At 71.2% G+C, this 17,064-nt stretch carries 15 protein-coding genes; all 15 read left to right on the top strand.

Annotated features, from left to right (window positions below; genetic code table 11):
* The first annotated feature begins 71 nt into the window (after positions 1-71).
* The 15 genes from efp (at position 72) to AXZ95_RS19020 (ending at position 17,032) form a co-directional block, all read left to right on the top strand.
* Positions 72-635, top strand: coding sequence for an elongation factor P (gene efp / locus AXZ95_RS18950; RefSeq protein ID WP_018191208.1), 564 nt, complete (start codon positions 72-74; stop codon positions 633-635).
* Positions 636-1,052, top strand: coding sequence for a transcription antitermination factor NusB (nusB, locus tag AXZ95_RS18955; protein WP_018191207.1), 417 nt, complete (start codon positions 636-638; stop codon positions 1,050-1,052).
* Positions 1,049-1,804 carry a thioredoxin domain-containing protein gene (locus AXZ95_RS18960; protein ID WP_018191206.1) on the top strand — a complete coding sequence of 252 codons (756 nt, stop codon included), beginning with the start codon at positions 1,049-1,051 and terminating at the stop codon, positions 1,802-1,804. The genes nusB and AXZ95_RS18960 overlap by 4 nt, the downstream gene beginning before the upstream one ends.
* A 324-nt stretch (positions 1,805-2,128) precedes the next feature.
* Entirely contained in the window at positions 2,129-2,710 is a 582-nt protein-coding gene (pyrR, locus tag AXZ95_RS18965) for a bifunctional pyr operon transcriptional regulator/uracil phosphoribosyltransferase PyrR (RefSeq protein WP_018191205.1), read from the top strand.
* Complete coding sequence (locus AXZ95_RS18970) at positions 2,707-3,678, top strand: aspartate carbamoyltransferase catalytic subunit (RefSeq protein WP_018191204.1); 972 nt, start codon at positions 2,707-2,709, stop codon at positions 3,676-3,678. The genes pyrR and AXZ95_RS18970 overlap by 4 nt, the downstream gene beginning before the upstream one ends.
* 2 nt (positions 3,679-3,680) lie before the next feature.
* Positions 3,681-5,015, top strand: coding sequence for a dihydroorotase (locus tag AXZ95_RS18975; protein WP_018191203.1), 1,335 nt, complete (start codon positions 3,681-3,683; stop codon positions 5,013-5,015).
* The gene (locus AXZ95_RS18980) at positions 5,008-5,580 is read left to right on the top strand and encodes a hypothetical protein (protein ID WP_231371288.1); all 573 of its coding nucleotides are present in this window, start codon (positions 5,008-5,010) and stop codon (positions 5,578-5,580) included. The genes AXZ95_RS18975 and AXZ95_RS18980 overlap by 8 nt, the downstream gene beginning before the upstream one ends.
* Position 5,581: 1 nt before the next feature.
* The gene (carA, locus tag AXZ95_RS18985; RefSeq protein WP_231371289.1) at positions 5,582-6,751 is read left to right on the top strand and encodes a glutamine-hydrolyzing carbamoyl-phosphate synthase small subunit; all 1,170 of its coding nucleotides are present in this window, start codon (positions 5,582-5,584) and stop codon (positions 6,749-6,751) included.
* Positions 6,751-10,038: a carbamoyl-phosphate synthase large subunit gene (gene carB, locus AXZ95_RS18990; RefSeq protein WP_018191200.1), complete on the top strand. Its 3,288-nt coding sequence runs from the start codon at positions 6,751-6,753 to the stop codon at positions 10,036-10,038. Before carA ends, carB begins: the two co-directional genes overlap by 1 nt.
* Positions 10,035-10,997: an orotidine-5'-phosphate decarboxylase gene (gene pyrF, locus AXZ95_RS18995; protein ID WP_269209386.1), complete on the top strand. Its 963-nt coding sequence runs from the start codon at positions 10,035-10,037 to the stop codon at positions 10,995-10,997. The genes carB and pyrF overlap by 4 nt, the downstream gene beginning before the upstream one ends.
* Positions 10,990-11,934: a guanylate kinase gene (gene gmk / locus AXZ95_RS19000; RefSeq protein WP_018191198.1), complete on the top strand. Its 945-nt coding sequence runs from the start codon at positions 10,990-10,992 to the stop codon at positions 11,932-11,934. Before pyrF ends, gmk begins: the two co-directional genes overlap by 8 nt.
* A gap of 100 nt (positions 11,935-12,034) precedes the next feature.
* On the top strand, positions 12,035-12,295 hold the full coding sequence (gene rpoZ, locus AXZ95_RS19005) for a DNA-directed RNA polymerase subunit omega (RefSeq protein WP_018191197.1): 261 nt from the start codon (positions 12,035-12,037) through the stop codon (positions 12,293-12,295).
* Between the two features lie 82 nt (positions 12,296-12,377).
* Positions 12,378-13,700 (top strand): bifunctional phosphopantothenoylcysteine decarboxylase/phosphopantothenate synthase, encoded by a 1,323-nt coding sequence (locus AXZ95_RS19010; RefSeq protein ID WP_018191196.1) that lies wholly within the window; start codon positions 12,378-12,380, stop codon positions 13,698-13,700.
* Positions 13,701-13,760: 60 nt separating this feature from the next.
* Positions 13,761-14,954: a methionine adenosyltransferase gene (metK, locus tag AXZ95_RS19015; protein WP_018191195.1), complete on the top strand. Its 1,194-nt coding sequence runs from the start codon at positions 13,761-13,763 to the stop codon at positions 14,952-14,954.
* Between the two features lie 2 nt (positions 14,955-14,956).
* Positions 14,957-17,032, top strand: a complete 2,076-nt coding sequence (locus tag AXZ95_RS19020; RefSeq protein WP_018191194.1) for a hypothetical protein — start codon at positions 14,957-14,959, stop codon at positions 17,030-17,032.
* The last annotated feature ends 32 nt before the right edge of the window (positions 17,033-17,064 follow it).

Here is a 17,064-nt window from a genome sequence, read left to right on the forward strand (position 1 = left end):
ACCGTGGGCCGCTTCCCGTAGCGAAGCTGGCACCACCCGAAACTTCTCATCGAGCGAACGGAAACATCCCCTTGGCCTCAACCGCTGACATCAAGAACGGCGTCGTCCTCAGCATCGACGGACAGCTCTGGACGGTGATCGAGTTCCAGCACGTCAAGCCGGGCAAGGGCGGCGCGTTCGTCCGCACCAAGCTGAAGAACGTCACGACGGGCAAGACGGTCGACCGCACCTACAACGCCGGCGCCAAGATCGAGATCACCAACGTCGACCGCCGCGACTACCAGTATCTGTACCAGGACGGCGCCGACTTCGTGTTCATGGACACGTCCGACTACGACCAGATCACCATCCCGGGTCCGGTCGTCGGCGACGCCGCCAACTTCATGCTCGAGAACCAGAACGTTACGGTCGCGCTGCACGAGGGTTCGCCTCTGTACGTCGAGCTCCCCGCCTCCGTCGTTCTCGAGATCACCTACACCGAGCCGGGCCTGCAGGGCGACCGCTCCACCGGCGGCACCAAGCCCGCGACGGTCGAGACCGGCTACCAGATCCAGGTCCCGCTGTTCCTCGAGACCGGCACCAAGGTCAAGGTCGACACCCGCACGGGCGACTACCTCGGCCGCGTCAACGACTGAATGAGCGCTCGGACGAAGGCGCGCAAGCGCGCGCTCGACGTGCTCTACAGCGCCGACCTGCGGCAGACGCCGCTCCGGCAGGCGCTGGCGACCGAGGCCGAGCGCGCGGCGAACGAGCCTGCGCGTGAGGCGTCGTGGCTGTACGCGCGCGAGATCCTCGACGGGGTCATCGAGCACGAGGATGAGATCGACGAGCTGATCGAGACGTACGCGCAGGGCTGGACGCTGGCGCGCATGCCCACCGTCGACCGCGCGATCCTGCGCATCGGCGTGTGGGAGGTTCTGTTCAACGACGAGGTGCCCGAGGGTGTCGCGATCTCCGAGGCGGTCGAGGCGGCCACGGTGCTCTCGACGGATGACTCGGCCGGTTTCGTGAACGGGCTGCTCGCCAAGATCGCCCAAACGAGGTCGGTATGAACACGGCCGAGGTCGGTGTGAAGACGGCGCGAACGACTCTGCGTCGCCGGGTCGCCCGCGCGGCGGCTGCCGCCGTGCTGGCGGTCGGCATCGTCTCCGGCGTCGCGGCGTGCTCGCTGCTGGGCGGAGCATCCAATGTCCCGGTGGCCACCGACAAGCCGCCGACCGGCACGGACGGCGCTGTCGACTTCGACGGCGGCTTCATCACCGCCGGCGACGGCGAGAAGAAGGTCGACATCTGGTTCGACGCGATGTGCCCGGTGTGCGGCGCGTTCGAGCAGACGAACGGCGGGACGCTGGCGAAGGCCGTCGACGACGGGTCGATCACGCTCCGCTTGCACCCTCTGACCTTCCTCGACGCCGCATCCAACGGCACCGGATACTCGACCAGGGCGGCCGCGGCGCTGACCTGCGTCGCCGTGACGGACCGGAGCGCGGTGCTGCCGTTCTACCAGGCGCTGTTCACCGACCAGCCGGAGGAGAACTCCGACGGGCTCACCGACAAGCAGCTCGCGAAGCGCGCGAGCGACGCCGGTGCGGGGGACATCACCTCGTGCCTGGCCGACAGCGGCCCGTACCAGGCGTGGGCGCAGGCGAACACCGCGCACTCGCAGAAGGGCCCGATCGAGGTCGACGGCACGAAGGTGCTCGACACGATCAAGGGGACCCCGACGGTGCTCGTGAACGGCAAGCAGTATCCCGGCGGCATCACCGACAAGAAGGCGTTCACCGCGTTCCTCGCCGACCACTGACCCCGTCTGAAACGGAGGAGATCGCCGGGCGGGAGCCCGCCGGCTCCTCCGTTTCGCGTATCCCGGCGGCGTGTCGCCCCCTATCTCCTCCGTTCCGCCCATCCCTGCCGGCTGGCGGGCGCTGCGGAGAAACGGAGGACTTCCGACGTCCCGCCCGGAGTGTCGGCGGGAAAGGGAGGGGATACGAGGGCGGACACCCGCGGACTCCTCCGTTTCGGAGTGGAGGACGGCGGGGACGGCGGCGACTGGAGGCGGGAGGCTGATAGGGTGGGCGACGTAGGCATCCTTTAAGAGCCGTCCTGTGAGGCGGGGAAGGAGGTCGGCATGACAGCGCGCACCGTGCTGCAACAGGCTGACATCGCCCGGGCGTTGACTCGGATCTCTCACGAGATCCTGGAGTCCAACCGGGGAACGGACGACCTGGTGATCCTCGGGATCCCGACCCGCGGCGTCGTGCTCGCGCGGCGGATCGCCGAGAACATCCAGCGCATCGAACCGGCGGCCATCGCGTCGCCGGCGGACATCGTGGGCGCGCTCGACGTGACCATGTACCGCGACGACCTCTCACGGCATCCCACCCGCACGCCGCAGCCCACTTCGCTGCCGGGGCCGATCGACGGGAAGACCGTCGTGCTGGTCGACGACGTGCTGTTCTCGGGCCGGACCATCCGCGCAGCCCTGGATGCGGTGAGCGACCTCGGCCGACCCCGCGCTGTACGCCTCGCGGTGCTGGTCGACCGCGGCCATCGCGAGCTGCCGATCCGCGCCGACTTCGTGGGCAAGAACCTGCCGTCGGCCGCGTCGGAGCGCATCTACGTGCGGCTCGCCGACGTGGACGGCGACGAGTCGGTCACCATCGAGGACCCGAACGCCGAACCGAACGCGACGCAGGAGGCCGACGCATGAGGCACCTGCTCTCCACCCGCGACCTCCCGCGCGAGGACGCCATCCGGCTGCTCGACATCGCCGAGGACATGGCGGATGTGCAGGACCGCGAGGTCAAGAAGCTCCCGACCCTGCGCGGCAAGACCGTCGTCAACCTGTTCTTCGAGGACTCCACGCGAACGCGCATCTCGTTCGAGGCCGCCGCGAAGCGCCTCTCGGCCGATGTGATCAACTTCTCGGCGAAGGGCTCCAGCGTCTCGAAGGGCGAGAGCCTCAAGGACACCGCCCAGACGCTGCAGGCGATGGGCGCGGACGCCGTGGTGATCCGTCACGGGTCGTCCGGCGCTCCGCAGACGCTCGCGGCGAGCGGCTGGATCGACGCGGGCATCGTCAACGCCGGCGACGGCACGCACGAGCACCCCACGCAGGCGCTGCTCGACGCGTTCACGATGCGCCGCCGCCTCCACGGCACCGCATCGCGCGGCAAGGACCTCGACGGCGTGAGCGTTGCGATCGTCGGCGACATCCTCCACTCGCGCGTCGCGCGCTCGAACGTGTGGCTGCTGCGCACGCTCGGCGCCCACGTCACGCTGGTCGCACCGCCGACCCTGCTGCCGGTGGATGTGTCCGGCTGGCCGGCCACGGTCGGCTACGACCTCGACGCGGCGATTGCGGAGGGACCCGACGTCGTGATGATGCTCCGCATCCAGGCCGAGCGGATGAACGCCGCGTTCTTCCCGACCACACGCGAATACACGCGACGCTGGGGACTGGATGAGGAACGGTTGGGCCGGCTGCGGGCCGATAGCATTGTGATGCACCCGGGACCGATGAACCGCGGGCTGGAGATCTCGGCCGCGGCCGCGGACTCCCCGCGCTCGACGGTCCGGGAGCAGGTCGCGAACGGCGTCTCCGTGCGGATGGCAGCCCTGTACCTGCTGCTGTCGGGTGCAGGTCCCGAACAGGTACGGCCCGGCGGTGTGAGGTGAGTGTGGACGAGAGATTCCTGATCGGCGGCGCGACGCTGGCCGACGGCACCCGGACCGACCTTCTGGTCGAGGGCGGCCGGATCGTGGAGACCGGTACCGGGCTGAGCGCTGCGGGCGCGACGGCGATCGACGCGGACGGGCTGCTCGCGCTGCCCGGACTGGTCGACCTGCACACGCACCTGCGCGAGCCCGGCTACGAGCAGAGCGAGACCGTCCTGACCGGTACGCGCGCCGCCGCCGCGGGCGGTTTCACGGCGGTGTTCGCCATGGCGAACACGTCGCCGGTGGCCGACACCGCTGGCGTGGTGGAGCAGGTGCTGAGCCTGGGCGAGGCCGCCGGCTACGCGACCGTCCGCCCGATCGGCGCCGTGACGGTGGGCCTGGAGGGCGAGCGCCTCGCCGAGCTGGGCGCGATGGCGCAGTCCCGTGCCCGCGTCCGGGTGTTCTCCGACGACGGCAAGTGCGTCTCCGACCCGCTGCTGATGCGCCGGGCGCTGGAGTACGTGAAGGCGTTCGACGGCGTCATCGCTCAGCACGCCCAGGAGCCGCGCCTGACCGAGGGCGCCCAGATGAACGAGGGCGCACTCTCGGGCGAGCTGGGTCTTGCGGGCTGGCCGGCGGTGGCCGAGGAGTCGATCATCGCCCGGGATGTGCTCCTCGCCGAGCACGTCGGCTCGCGCCTGCACGTGTGCCACGTCTCGACGGCCGGCAGCGTCGACGTGATCCGCTGGGCGAAGGCCCGCGGCATCGACGTGACCGCCGAGGTCACGCCGCACCACCTCGCTCTCACCGAGGAGCTGGCGACGGGTTATGACGCGCGCTACAAGGTGAACCCGCCGCTGCGCAGCCGGGAGGACGTCGAGGCGCTCCGCGCGGGCCTCGCCGACGGCACGATCGACATCGTCGCCACCGATCACGCTCCGCATCCCGTCGAGTCGAAGGACTGCGAGTGGGATGCCGCCGCGTTCGGCATGGTCGGCCTCGAGTCGGCGCTCTCGGTGGTGCAGGCATCGGTCGTGGACAACGGGATGCTCGGCTGGGCCGACATCGCGCGCGTCCTGTCCGCCACCCCGGCCAAGATCGGGCGGCTGGACGGCTACGGCGCGCCGCTGGCCGCCGGCGCTGCGGCGAACCTCTTCCTCTACGACCCGACCGCGTCGCGCACGTTCTCGACCGGCGACCTCGCGGGCAAGGGCGTCAACTCGCCCTACCTCGGGCTGACGCTGCCCGGACGTGTCGTGGCGACCTTCCACCAGGGCCGGGCGACCGTGCTCGACGGCACCGTGGTCGACGCCGAGCGGCTGGCCGCCGGAGCGGGGGTGACGGCGCATGGATAAGGTGCTTCCCACCCTCGGGATCCTCGCGGTCGTCGTCATCGTGCTCGCACTGGCGGTCGTCGGCTGGCGCCGGCGCGTGCGGCGCGACACGGCATCCGGCGGCGGCTACTCGACCCCGGGAACGCTGAGCGCGCCGACAGCCTCCACCGAGGTGCTGTACGTCGCGACGACCCGCGCCGGTCAGCCCCTGGAGCGGCTCACCCTGCCGGGGCTGGCGTTCCGCGGGACGGCGACGGTGACCGTCCGGCCGGAGGGCGTCGAGCTCGCGGTGACGGGGGAGCAGCCGGTGTTCATCCCGGCCGCCGTCGTCACCGGCATCGGCGCCGCGAGCGTCGCCATCGACCGCGTCGTCGAGAAGGACGGCCTGCTCCGCCTCGGCTGGACCACCAGCGGCGGCACCGCCGCCGACAGCTACGTCCGGGTCGTCGACCCGGCCGGCCGCGCGCAGCTCGCCGCGGCCATCGAAGATCTCGTGCCGCGGTCGGACACCGCTGGCACGGCCGGTGCGGAGACCACCGGCGACGACACGACGGGCGTCGACCGCCCGAACGACAAGGAGGTGTGACGTGCTCGCTGCAGAACCCGCAGTGCTCGTCCTCGAAGACGGAAAACGGTACGTCGGCCGGGCCTACGGCGCCCGCGGGCGCACGCTCGGCGAGGCCGTGTTCGCCACCGGGATGACCGGGTACCAGGAGACGCTGACCGACCCGTCGTACGCGGGCCAGATCGTCCTCATGACGGCGCCGCACATCGGCAACACCGGCACGAACGACGAGGACATGGAGTCGCGCCAGATCTGGGTCGCCGGCTACGTCGTGCGCGAGCCCAGCCGCGTCGTCTCCAACTTCCGCGCCCAGCGGAGCCTCGACGACGACCTCGTCGCCCAGGGCGTAGTGGGGATCAGCGGCATCGACACGCGTGCCGTGACCCGTCACATCCGCTCGGCCGGTGCCATGCGCGCCGGCGTCTTCTCGGGCGATGACTTCGCGCTGAGCGACAGCGAGCAGCTGGACCTGGTGCTCGCCGGAGCGCCCATGAAGGGCCGCAACCTGTCGGCCGAGGTGTCGACGATCGAGCCGTACACCGTCCCGGCCGTCGGCGAGAAGGTCGGCTCGGTGGCCGTCCTCGACCTCGGCGTGAAGAAGTCCACGCTGGAGAACCTCGCCGCCCGCGGCCTCGACGTCCACGTCCTCCCGCAGCAGGTGTCCGCGCAGGATGTGCTCGACCTCGGCGTCTCGGCGCTGTTCTTCTCGAACGGCCCCGGCGACCCCCAGGCCTCCGACAAGCATGTCGCGCTCCTGCAGGAGACCCTGCGCGCCGGGCTGCCGTACTTCGGCATCTGCTTCGGCAACCAGCTGCTCGGCCGCGCGCTCGGCCTCGACACCTACAAGCTGCCGTTCGGTCACCGTGGGATCAACCAGCCGGTGCTCGACAAGCGCACCGGCCGTGTGGAGATCACCGCGCAGAACCACGGCTTCGCGGTGAAGGCGCCGATCGACGCGTCCTTCGACTCGCCTGCCGGCTTCGGCCGCGTCGAGGTGAGCCACTTCTCCCTCAACGACAACGTCGTCGAGGGCCTGAACTGCCTCGACCTGAACGCCTTCAGCGTGCAGTACCACCCCGAGGCGGCCGCGGGCCCGCACGACGCCAACTACCTCTTCGACCGCTTCCTGGACATGGTGCGCGCTCAGCACGCCGACCAGTCCGCCGGCACTGAGAACCAGGAGAACGCCTGATGCCCAAACGCGAAGACATCCAGTCGGTCCTGGTCATCGGCTCCGGGCCGATCGTCATCGGCCAGGCGGTCGAGTTCGACTACTCCGGCACCCAGGCCTGCCGCGTGCTGAAGGCGGAGGGTGTCCGCGTCATCCTCGTCAACTCCAACCCGGCGACGATCATGACCGACCCCGACTTCGCCGACGCTACCTACGTCGAGCCGATCACCTGGCCGGTCATCGAGACGATCATCGCCAAGGAGCGCCCGGACGCGATCCTCCCGACCCTGGGCGGACAGACGGCGCTCAACGCGGCCATGCAGCTGCACGAGCACGGCATCCTCGAGAAGTACGGCGTCGAGCTGATCGGCGCGAAGTTCGAGGCGATCCAGAAGGGCGAGGACCGCCAGATCTTCAAGGAGCTCGTCGTGGAGGCGGGCGCCGAGGTCGCGCGCTCTCACATCGCCCACACGGTGGATGAGGCCCTCGAGTTCGCCGAGGACCTCGGCTACCCGCTCGTGGTCCGGCCCTCGTTCACGATGGGCGGACTCGGCTCGGGCTTCGCGCACACCCCGGAGGAGCTCCGCCGCATCGCCGGCGACGGCATCCACCAGAGCCCGACCAGCGAGGTGCTCCTGGAGGAGTCGATCCTCGGGTGGAAGGAGTACGAGCTCGAGCTCATGCGCGACACGGCCGACAACACGGTCGTCGTCTGCTCCATCGAGAACGTCGACCCGGTCGGCGTGCACACCGGCGACTCGATCACGGTCGCCCCGGCGCTCACGCTGACCGACCGCGAGTACCAGCGGATGCGCGACATCGGCATCGACATCATCCGCGCGGTGGGCGTCGACACCGGCGGCTGCAACATCCAGTTCGCGGTGAACCCGGAGAACGGCCGCATCATCGTCATCGAGATGAACCCGCGCGTCTCCCGCTCCTCGGCGCTCGCGTCGAAGGCGACCGGCTTCCCGATCGCGAAGATCGCGGCGAAGCTCGCCATCGGCTACCGGCTGGACGAGATCCCGAACGACATCACCAAGGTGACCCCGGCGAGCTTCGAGCCGACGCTCGACTACATCGTCGTCAAGGTCCCGCGATTCGCGTTCGAGAAGTTCCCCGCCGCCGACCCGACGCTGACGACGACCATGAAGTCGGTCGGCGAGGCGATGGCCATCGGCCGCAGCTTCAGCTCGGCGCTGCAGAAGGCGCTCCGGTCGCTCGAGAAGCGCGGCTCGTCGTTCCACTGGGGGCCGCAGACGCGCACCGTGGACGAGCTGCTCGACTCGATCGCGACGCCGACCGACGGCCGCATCGTCGACGTCCAGCAGGCGTTGCGCCTCGGCGCGACGCCGGAGCAGGTGTTCGAGGCCACGAAGATCGACCCCTGGTTCATCGACCAGATCGTCCTGATCAACGAGGTCGCCGACCAGATCCGCGACGCCCCGACGCTCGACACCGACACGCTGCGCTACGCCAAGGACCACGGGTTCTCGGACGCGCAGATCGGCGAGCTGCGCGGCTTCGGCGAGGCCGACGTGCGCGAGGTGCGCCACATCCTCGGTGTCCGGCCGGTGTACAAGACGGTGGACACCTGCGCGGGCGAGTTCCCGGCGCTCACGCCGTACCACTACTCCAGCTACGACCTGGAGACCGAGGTGGAGCCGAGCGACAAGCGCAAGGTCGTCATCCTGGGCTCCGGTCCGAACCGCATCGGGCAGGGCGTCGAGTTCGACTACTCGTGCGTGCACGCGTCGTTCGCGCTGCACGACGCCGGGTTCGAGACGATCATGATCAACTGCAACCCGGAGACGGTGTCGACCGACTACGACACCAGCGACCGGCTCTACTTCGAGTCGCTGACGCTGGAGGACGTGCTGGAGATCATCCACGCAGAGTCGCAGTCCGGCGAGCTCGTCGGCGTGGTCGTGCAGCTCGGCGGCCAGACGGCGCTGGGGCTCGCGAAGGGCCTCGAGGCCGCGGGCGTCCCGATCCTCGGCACCACGCCGGAGGCCATCGACCTGGCGGAGGAGCGCGGACTGTTCTCCGGCATCCTCGACGACGCCGGTCTCGTCGCGCCGCGCAACGGCACCGCCGTCGACTTCCCGAGCGCCTCGCACGTCGCCGAGCAGATCGGCTACCCGGTGCTGGTGCGTCCGAGCTTCGTTCTCGGCGGTCGCGGCATGGAGATCGTGTACGACAGCGCATCGCTCGCCGACTACTTCGAGCGGGTCGCGGGCCAGGGCATCGTCGGCCCGTCGCATCCACTGCTGGTCGACCGCTTCCTCGACGACGCGATCGAGATCGACGTCGACGCCCTGTTCGACGGCGAGCGGCTGTACATCGGCGGCGTGATGGAGCACATCGAGGAGGCCGGCGTCCACTCCGGCGACTCGTCGTGCACCCTCCCGCCGATCACGCTCGGCCGCCGCGAGATCGACCGTGTGCGCGAGGCCACACGGAAGATCGCCGAGGGCATCGGCGTGCGCGGCCTGCTGAACGTGCAGTTCGCGATCGGCGCGGGCGTGCTCTACGTGCTCGAGGCCAACCCGCGCGCGTCGCGGACGGTGCCGTTCGTCTCGAAGGCGCTCGGCATCCCGCTCGCCAAGGCGGCCTCCCGCATCATGGTGGGCGAGACGATCGCCGACCTGGTCGCAGAGGGTCTGCTGCCCGATCAGGACGGCTCGCGCATCCCGATGGACTCGCCGGTCGCCGTGAAGGAGGCCGTGCTGCCGTTCAAGCGGTTCCGGACGAAGGAGGGCACGGTCGTCGACTCGGTGCTCGGCCCGGAGATGCGCTCGACCGGTGAGGTCATGGGCATCGATAAGGACTTCCCGACGGCGTTCGCGAAGAGCCAGTCGGCCGCATACGGCGGCATGCCGCTCGGCGGGACGGCGTTCGTGTCCGTCTCCGACCGCGACAAGCGCGCGGTCGTGCTCCCGGTGCTCCGGCTGCACCAGCTCGGCTTCGAGATCGTCGCGACCGAGGGAACGGCCGAGGTGCTGAACCGCAACGGCATCGCGGCCCGCATCGTGCGCAAGCACAGCGAGGCCCAGGAGAGCGGCGGCGACTCGATCGTCGACATCATCAACCGCGCCGAGGTGGATGTGGTGATCAACACCCCGAGCGGGCGGTCCGCTCGCGCCGACGGGTACGAGATCCGTGCCGCGGCGGTCGCGGCGGACAAGCCGCTCTTTACGACCATCGCCGAGCTGAGCGCCGCTGTCGCGTCGCTGGACGCCATCCGCGAGGGCTTCGACGTGAAGTCCCTCCAGGAGTACGCCGTCGAGAGGGCCGCCCGAGCATGACGGCCCCTGCTCCCGCAGCCGACAGTTCCGGAGTTTTTCCGTCCGACACGCCGGTGGCGGGCCGAAAAACTCAGGAGCCGTCGGGCGGGCGCGGGGCGCGGTTCGGGGAGCGCCTCGCGGGGGTGTTCGCCGAGGAGGGGCGGCTGTGCGTCGGCATCGACCCGCACGCGCACCTGCTCGAGGCCTGGGGGCTCCCGGCGTCGGCCGACGGCCTCCGCTCCTTCGGGCTGACGGTGGTGGAGGCCGCAGCCGGCCGGGCGGGGATCGTCAAGCCGCAGGTGGCCTTCTTCGAGCGTTTCGGCGCCGCGGGCTACGGCGCGCTGGAGGAGGTGCTGGCCGCCGCTCGGGCCGCCGGTCTCCTGGTGATCGCCGACGTCAAGCGCGGCGACATCGGAACGAGCGTCACTGCCTACGCGGAGGCGTGGCTGACTCCCGGGTCTCCTTTGGAGGCCGACGCGATGACCGTCGCCGCCTACCAGGGGGTCGGGTCGCTCGCCGACGCCATGGCGCTGGGGGAGCGGGCCGGCAAAGGACTCTTCGTCCTGGCCGCGACCTCCAACCCGGAGGCGGCGGATGTGCAGCAGGCCGTCGTCCGCTCCGGGCCTCGGGCGGGACAGTCCGTTGCTCGTGCGATCATCGAAGACGTGCATTCGTTCAATCAGGAGCAGCCGGGCGGCGCGCCCTTCGGATCGGTCGGGCTGGTGCTCGGCGCGACCGTCGAGCTCGCCCACTACGGGATCGATGTGGCGACGGCGGGGGAGCGGACACCTGCACTCCCGGTGCTCGCGCCCGGATTCGGGCACCAGGGCGCCCGGGTCGAGGATGCGCCGCGGCTGTTCGGTTCGCTCGCGACCGGTGTGATCGTCAGCGAGTCGCGCGGGCTCCTCACGGCAGGGCCTACGGGTCTGGCCGACGCGATCGCGCGTCGCGCCGAGGAGGTGCGGTCCGCGCATGTCTGAGGCCGCATCCACCCGGGAGGCCGCCTCCCTGCGCCCTGCACCGCCCGAGGTCGACCGTCAGGCCGCCTCCCAGGCCGCCGTCGCCGCGCGCCGTGCACGTGCCGCGGTGAAGGCCGCGATCGCGTCGCGCGAGGTGTCGCCGCTCGTCGTGCTCGACCGCGCGACCGCCGACCCGGAGGGTGTCGAGGGACGGCTGCGGGTGACCGAGTTCCTGCTCAGCGTGCCCGCCATCGGCACGACGAAGATGCAGGAGGCGCTGGACCGGCTCGCCATCTCGCCCGCGAAGCGCCTCGGCGGCCTGGGGCGCCACCAGCGGCTCCGGCTGCGCCAGTACCTCATCGAGCGCGAGAACCGCAGCGCGCGCCAGCGCAACCGGCTGGTCGTGCTGGCCGGTCCGACCGCGGTCGGCAAGGGCACCGTCTCCACCTACATCCGAGAGCACTATCCCGACGTGCTGCTGTCGGTCTCCGCGACCACTCGTGCGCCGCGCCCGGGCGAGGTCGACGGGATCAACTACTACTTCGTCGATGACGCCGAGTTCGACCGGATGATCGCGGCCGGCGAGCTGCTCGAGCACGCCACCGTGCACAACGCCTACCGCTACGGCACGCCGCGCGCTCCGATCGAGAAAGCCCTCGCCGCGGGACGCAGCGTGCTGTTGGAGATCGACCTCCAGGGCGCCCGCCAGGTGCGCGAGTCGATGCCGGAGGCCCGCCTGATCTTCCTCCTCCCGCCGACCTGGGACGAACTGGTGCGGCGCCTCATCGGGCGTGGCACGGAGGATGCGGCCGAGCAGCAGCGGCGTCTGGAGACGGCGAAGGTCGAGCTGGCCGCCCAGGACGAGTTCGACTACAAGGTCGTCAACCACGACGTCGCCGAGGCGGCCCGCGAGGTCGTAGACTTGATGAAGGTCCGTGCGGCGCCAGCGCGTCCATGACCTTCCTCCGCGCCGTCGCCGGCGCGCCCACCGTCCTCGGCCGCCTCTCGCGGTCGTCCGATCCGGCCCAGCGCCCGATCGCCCAGAGCAAGGAGCATCCGTGGCCACCAGCAACAACGGCATCATCGACCCGCCCATCGACGACCTCCTGTCGCGCGTCGAGTCCAAGTACGCGCTCGTGATCTTCGCGTCCAAGCGGGCCCGCCAGATCAACGACTACTACGCCGACCTCCACGAGGGCAGCCTGTTCGACAACGTCGGCCCGCTGGTCGACTCGTCCGTCGACGACAAGCCGCTGTCGGTCGCGCTCCACGAGATCAACGAGGACAAGCTCGTCCTGAAGCCGATCGCCGCCGAGTAAGACAGAGGCAGAAGACAACACCGCAGGACGACCGCAGCCGGGAGGCCCCGGCCGAGGAGAGGTGCCGCCGTTGAGCCCACGATTGACCATCGTCGTCGGAGTGACCGGCGGCATCGCTGCGTATAAAGCCGTCGGTGTCATTCGCGCCCTGGTCCTCGAGGGTCACTCTGTGCACGTGGTCGCGACGGAGGCCGCTCTGCGGTTCGTCGGCAGGCCGACGCTCGAGGCCATCAGCCGCAACCCGGTCGCAACCGACCTGTACGAGGGCGTCGCGGAGGTCCGTCACGTCGCGATCGGCCAGTCCGCCGACCTGATCGTCATCGCACCGGCCACAGCGAACACCATCGCCAAGCTCGCCGCCGGCCTGGCCGACGACCTGCTCGGCAACACCGTCCTCGCGTCCACCGCGCCCCTGGTCATCGCGCCCGCGATGCACACGGAGATGTGGCGGAACCCGGCCACGGTCGCGAACATCGCAACTCTGCGCGGCCGCGGCGTCACGGTCGTCGGGCCGGCGAGCGGTCAGCTGACCGGCGCCGACTCCGGCCCCGGCCGCATGGAGGAGCCGGAGGTCATCGTCCGGGCCGCCCTGCGTGCCGCCGGGGCGATGCCGCGCGCGGTCGAAGCCCCCGCTCACGCGCCCGCCGCCCTTGCCGCGGGGTCCGCGGCCGAGGCCCCCGCGGTGAACGACGTGGTGGTGCTCTCCGAGCGACGCCGCGCCAACGAGGCCGCCCGGCGCCCGCGCGGCGGTGTCGACCTCGCCGGGAAGCGCGTGGTCATCACCGCCGGGGGGACGCGCGAGCCGCTCGATCCCGTCCGCTTCCTCGGCAACCGGTCCAGCGGTCGACAGGGCGTCGCCATCGCCAGCGCCGCGCAGGCTCGCGGCGCTGACGTCGTACTCATCGCCGCGCACCTCGAGGTGGAACCGCCGGAGGGCGTCGAGCTCATCGAGGTGCAGACCGCGCTCGAACTGCAGGAGGCGGTCGAGGAGGCTGCCCGCGCCGCCGACGTCGTCATCATGACAGCGGCCGTCGCCGACTACCGTCCGGCCGAGACCCGCGAGGCCAAGATCAAGAAGTCGGACCACGGCGACACCCTGACGCTGGAGCTGGTGGCCAACCCGGATATCCTCGCCGGGCTCTCCGCGCACAAGCGCGACGACCAGGTCGTCGTCGGGTTCGCGGCCGAGACCGAGCCGGACCCGCAGGCCCTCATCGAGCTCGGCCGCACCAAGCTCGCCGCCAAGGGCAGCGACTTCCTCGTGCTCAATCAGGTGGGCTGGTCGCAGGGCTTCGCAACGGAGAGCAATGAGGTCGTGGTCCTGCGCAAGGGCGGCGATATAGTGATGGAGGCCTCGGGCAGCAAGCTGTCGGTGGCCGACCGTATCCTCGACGTCATCGCGTAAACACGCTTGCGCCGGAGGAATCCGGTCGTGAGACAAGCGCCCCGTCGACCAGGGAGAACAATGGCAGATCTGCGTCTCTTCACGTCCGAGTCCGTCACCGAAGGGCACCCGGACAAGATCTGCGACCAGATCTCCGACAGCATCCTGGATGCGCTGCTCACCGTCGACCCGCACAGCCGCGCCGCCGTGGAGACCCTCGTCACCACCGGTCTCGTGCATGTCGCCGGCGAGGTGACCTCGAACGGCTACGTCGAGATCCCGGCCCTGGTGCGCAACAAGCTGGTCGAGATCGGGTACGACTCGTCCGACGTCAGCTTCGACGGCACCCAGTGCGGTGTGTCCGTTTCGATCGGCGCGCAGTCGCCCGACATCGCGCAGGGCGTCGACAACGCCCTCGAGACGCGCGCGGAGCAGAGCCACGACGACCTCGACCGTCAGGGCGCGGGCGACCAGGGCATCATGTTCGGTTACGCCACCACCGAGACCCCGCAGTACATGCCGCTGCCGATCTGGCTCGCGCACCGCCTCGCGGAGCGTCTCGCGTCCGTCCGCAAGGACGGGACGCTCGACTACCTCCGACCCGACGGCAAGACGCAGGTGACCATCGGCTACGAGGGCGCCGTGCCGAAGTCGGTGCAGACGGTCGTGCTGTCGACGCAGCACGCTCCCCAGGTCTCCAACGAGCAGCTGCAGGCGGAGGTGATCGAGGAGGTCATCAACCCGGTGATGCACGCCGCGGGCCTCGAGACCTCGCACATCCGGACTCTCATCAACCCGACCGGACGCTTCGAGATCGGCGGCCCCAAGGGCGACGCGGGCCTCACCGGCCGCAAGATCATCGTCGACACCTACGGCGGGGCCTCCCGCCACGGCGGTGGCGCGTTCTCGGGCAAGGACCCGTCGAAGGTCGACCGCTCGGCGGCGTACGCCATGCGCTGGGTGGCGAAGAACGCCGTCGCCGCCGGGCTCGCCGACCGGCTCGAGGTGCAGATCGCGTATGCGATCGGCAAGGCGGCGCCTGTCGGGCTGTACGTAGAGACCTTCGGCACCGCGAAGGTTCCGGAGGAGCGCATCATCGGCGCGATCCGCGACGTCTTCGACCTGCGGCCGGCCGCGATCATCCGCGACCTCGACCTGCTGCGTCCGATCTACGCGCGCACGGCCACCTACGGGCACTTCGGCCGCGAGCTCCCCGAGTTCACCTGGGAGCGGCTCGACCGCGTCGACGACCTGCGCTCGGCCGCGGGGATCTAGCGGTGGCGGCGGCCGGACGGGTCGCCCGGGTGGTCCTCGACTCGCCGCTCCCGCAGCTCGACCACCTCTTCGACTACAGCATCCCCGAGGAGCTCGCCGCCGAGGCGCAACCGGGCGTGCGCGTGCGCGTCCCCTTGCGGTCGGCCGGCCGTGTCGCCGATGGCTACCTGGTCGAGGTCGGCGAGCCGGACGACGGGTACGACGGGACGTTGAGCCCGCTGGAGGCCGTCGTCTCGCCCGCCCAGGTGCTCACGCCGAGCGTGTGGCGGCTGGCGCGGCGGCTCGCGGATCGGAGCGCCGGCACGGCGAGCGACATCCTGCGCCTGGCCGTCCCCGGCCGGATGGTGCGCGTCGAGAAGGCGTGGCTCGCTGCTCGAGCCGCCGCCGCCGACAGTTCCGGAGTTTTTCCGCCCGACACGCCATCTGAAGGCCGAAAAACTCAGGAGCTGTCGGGGGCGGCCGTGGCGGTGCGCGGGTACGGAGAGCGGGTGCTGGAGGATGCGGTCGCGCGCGACGAGCGGATCGCGCTCCGCGCCATCCCGCGCCTCGTGCCGCTGCCCGACGGCACCTGGGTCGGCGAGTGGGCGGTCACCCTGGCGGCGCTGGCCGCCGACTGCTGGCGCGGCGGCCGCACTGCGATCGTCGCCGTTCCCGATCACCGCGACCTGGAGCAGCTGGCCGCAGCACTCGCGGTCACCGCTCCCGCGCACGCGGTCGTGCGCGCCGACGCCGGGCAGGCGAATCCCGACCGGTACCACGGCTTCCTGGAGGCGCTCTCCGGTCCGCGCATCGTCATCGGCAACCGCTCGGTCGTCTACGCCCCCGCCGAGCGGCTCGGCCTGATCGCGGTCTGGGAGGACAGTGACCCTCTGCACGCCGAGCCGCTGAGCCCGTACGTGCACACGCGGGATGCGGCCCTCGTCCGGCAGGAGCTCGAGGGCTGCGCGCTGGTGCTGAGCGGCAACATCCGCAGCGTTGAGGCACAGCGCCTGGTGGAGCTCGGCTGGCTGCGCGACATCGCGCCGGAGCGCATCCAGACCCCGAAGGTGGTGCTCACCGCCAATCAGCAGGCGCCCGAGCCGATGGCCCGCGCCGCGCGCATCCCGTCGACGGCCTGGCGCGCCGCCCGTGAGGCGCTCAACGGCGAGAGCGGACGGCCGCGCGGCCCGGTGCTCGTGCAGGTCGGGCGCCCCGGCTACGCTCCGGTGATCGCCTGCGCGAACTGCGGCCAGGCGGCGCGGTGCATGAACTGCAAGGGCGCACTGCACCAGACGCGCGCGGGCTCGCCGCCGTCGTGCACCGTCTGCGGCCGGCTCGCGACCGACTGGCAGTGCGAGCACTGCGAGCACCGGCGGTTCCGGCTGGTCACCGTCGGCTCGGGCCGCACCGCGGAGGAGCTGGGACGCGCGTTCCCGGGCACGCGCGTCATCCTCGCCGACGGCGACCATCCCGTGCAGCGCGTCGGGTCGGCGCCCGCGCTCGTCGTTGCGACCCGGGGCGCCGAGCCGATCGCCGAGGGCGGGTACCAGGCGGTGCTGCTGCTGGACGGCGAGCGGATGTTGGCGCGCGAGAGCCTGCACGTCGCCGAGGACTGTCTGCGCTGGTGGCAGAGTGCGGCCGGGCTCGCCGCACCCGGCGCCCCGACCGTCCTGGTCGGGGTCGGGGGACCGCTGGCGCGCGACTTCGCGACCGGGCGCCTGGTCGAGTTCGCGCACGAGGAGCTGGTGGACCGCCGCGAGCTGCGCTTCCCGCCCGCGGTGCGTCTCGCCTCGGTGACTGGGTCCGAGGCGACCGTGACCGAAGTGCTGGATGCGGTGGACCGCTCCCTCCTCATCGACGTCCTGGGGCCCGCGCCGGTGGAGGCGGAGGGTCCGTCGGCGCGCGCCGCCCGCTCCGGGCCCGACCTCGTCCGCGCCGTGCTGCGGTTCGAGTACGCGCACGGCGCTGACGTCGCGGCGTCCGTCCGTGCCGCCGTCGTGAAGAACGCGACCCGCCGTCGTCGCGCGCCGGCGGGACGGCCGGGCTACCGTCCGGCCCCGACGCTCCGGGTGCGCTTCGACGATCCTGAGATCCTCTAGGAGCCGACCCCGGGCTGCCGCCGCTCGCGGCC

This window comes from Leifsonia sp. 115AMFTsu3.1, from assembly GCF_004362795.1.
Taxonomy (GTDB): Bacteria; Actinomycetota; Actinomycetes; order Actinomycetales; family Microbacteriaceae; genus Leifsonia.

Bases quoted from the DNA above. Each gene is read 5' to 3' on its own strand.
- nusB (WP_018191207.1), top strand. From the start codon at position 636: ATGAGCGCTCGGACGAAGGCGCGCAAGCGCGCGCTCGACGTGCTCTAC.
- AXZ95_RS18960 (WP_018191206.1), top strand. From the start codon at position 1,049: ATGAACACGGCCGAGGTCGGTGTGAAGACGGCGCGAACGACTCTGCGT.
- pyrR (WP_018191205.1), top strand. From the start codon at position 2,129: ATGACAGCGCGCACCGTGCTGCAACAGGCTGACATCGCCCGGGCGTTG.
- AXZ95_RS18970 (WP_018191204.1), top strand. From the start codon at position 2,707: ATGAGGCACCTGCTCTCCACCCGCGACCTCCCGCGCGAGGACGCCATC.
- AXZ95_RS18980 (WP_231371288.1), top strand. From the start codon at position 5,008: ATGGATAAGGTGCTTCCCACCCTCGGGATCCTCGCGGTCGTCGTCATC.
- carB (WP_018191200.1), top strand. From the start codon at position 6,751: ATGCCCAAACGCGAAGACATCCAGTCGGTCCTGGTCATCGGCTCCGGG.
- pyrF (WP_269209386.1), top strand. From the start codon at position 10,035: ATGACGGCCCCTGCTCCCGCAGCCGACAGTTCCGGAGTTTTTCCGTCC.
- gmk (WP_018191198.1), top strand. From the start codon at position 10,990: ATGTCTGAGGCCGCATCCACCCGGGAGGCCGCCTCCCTGCGCCCTGCA.
- metK (WP_018191195.1), top strand. From the start codon at position 13,761: ATGGCAGATCTGCGTCTCTTCACGTCCGAGTCCGTCACCGAAGGGCAC.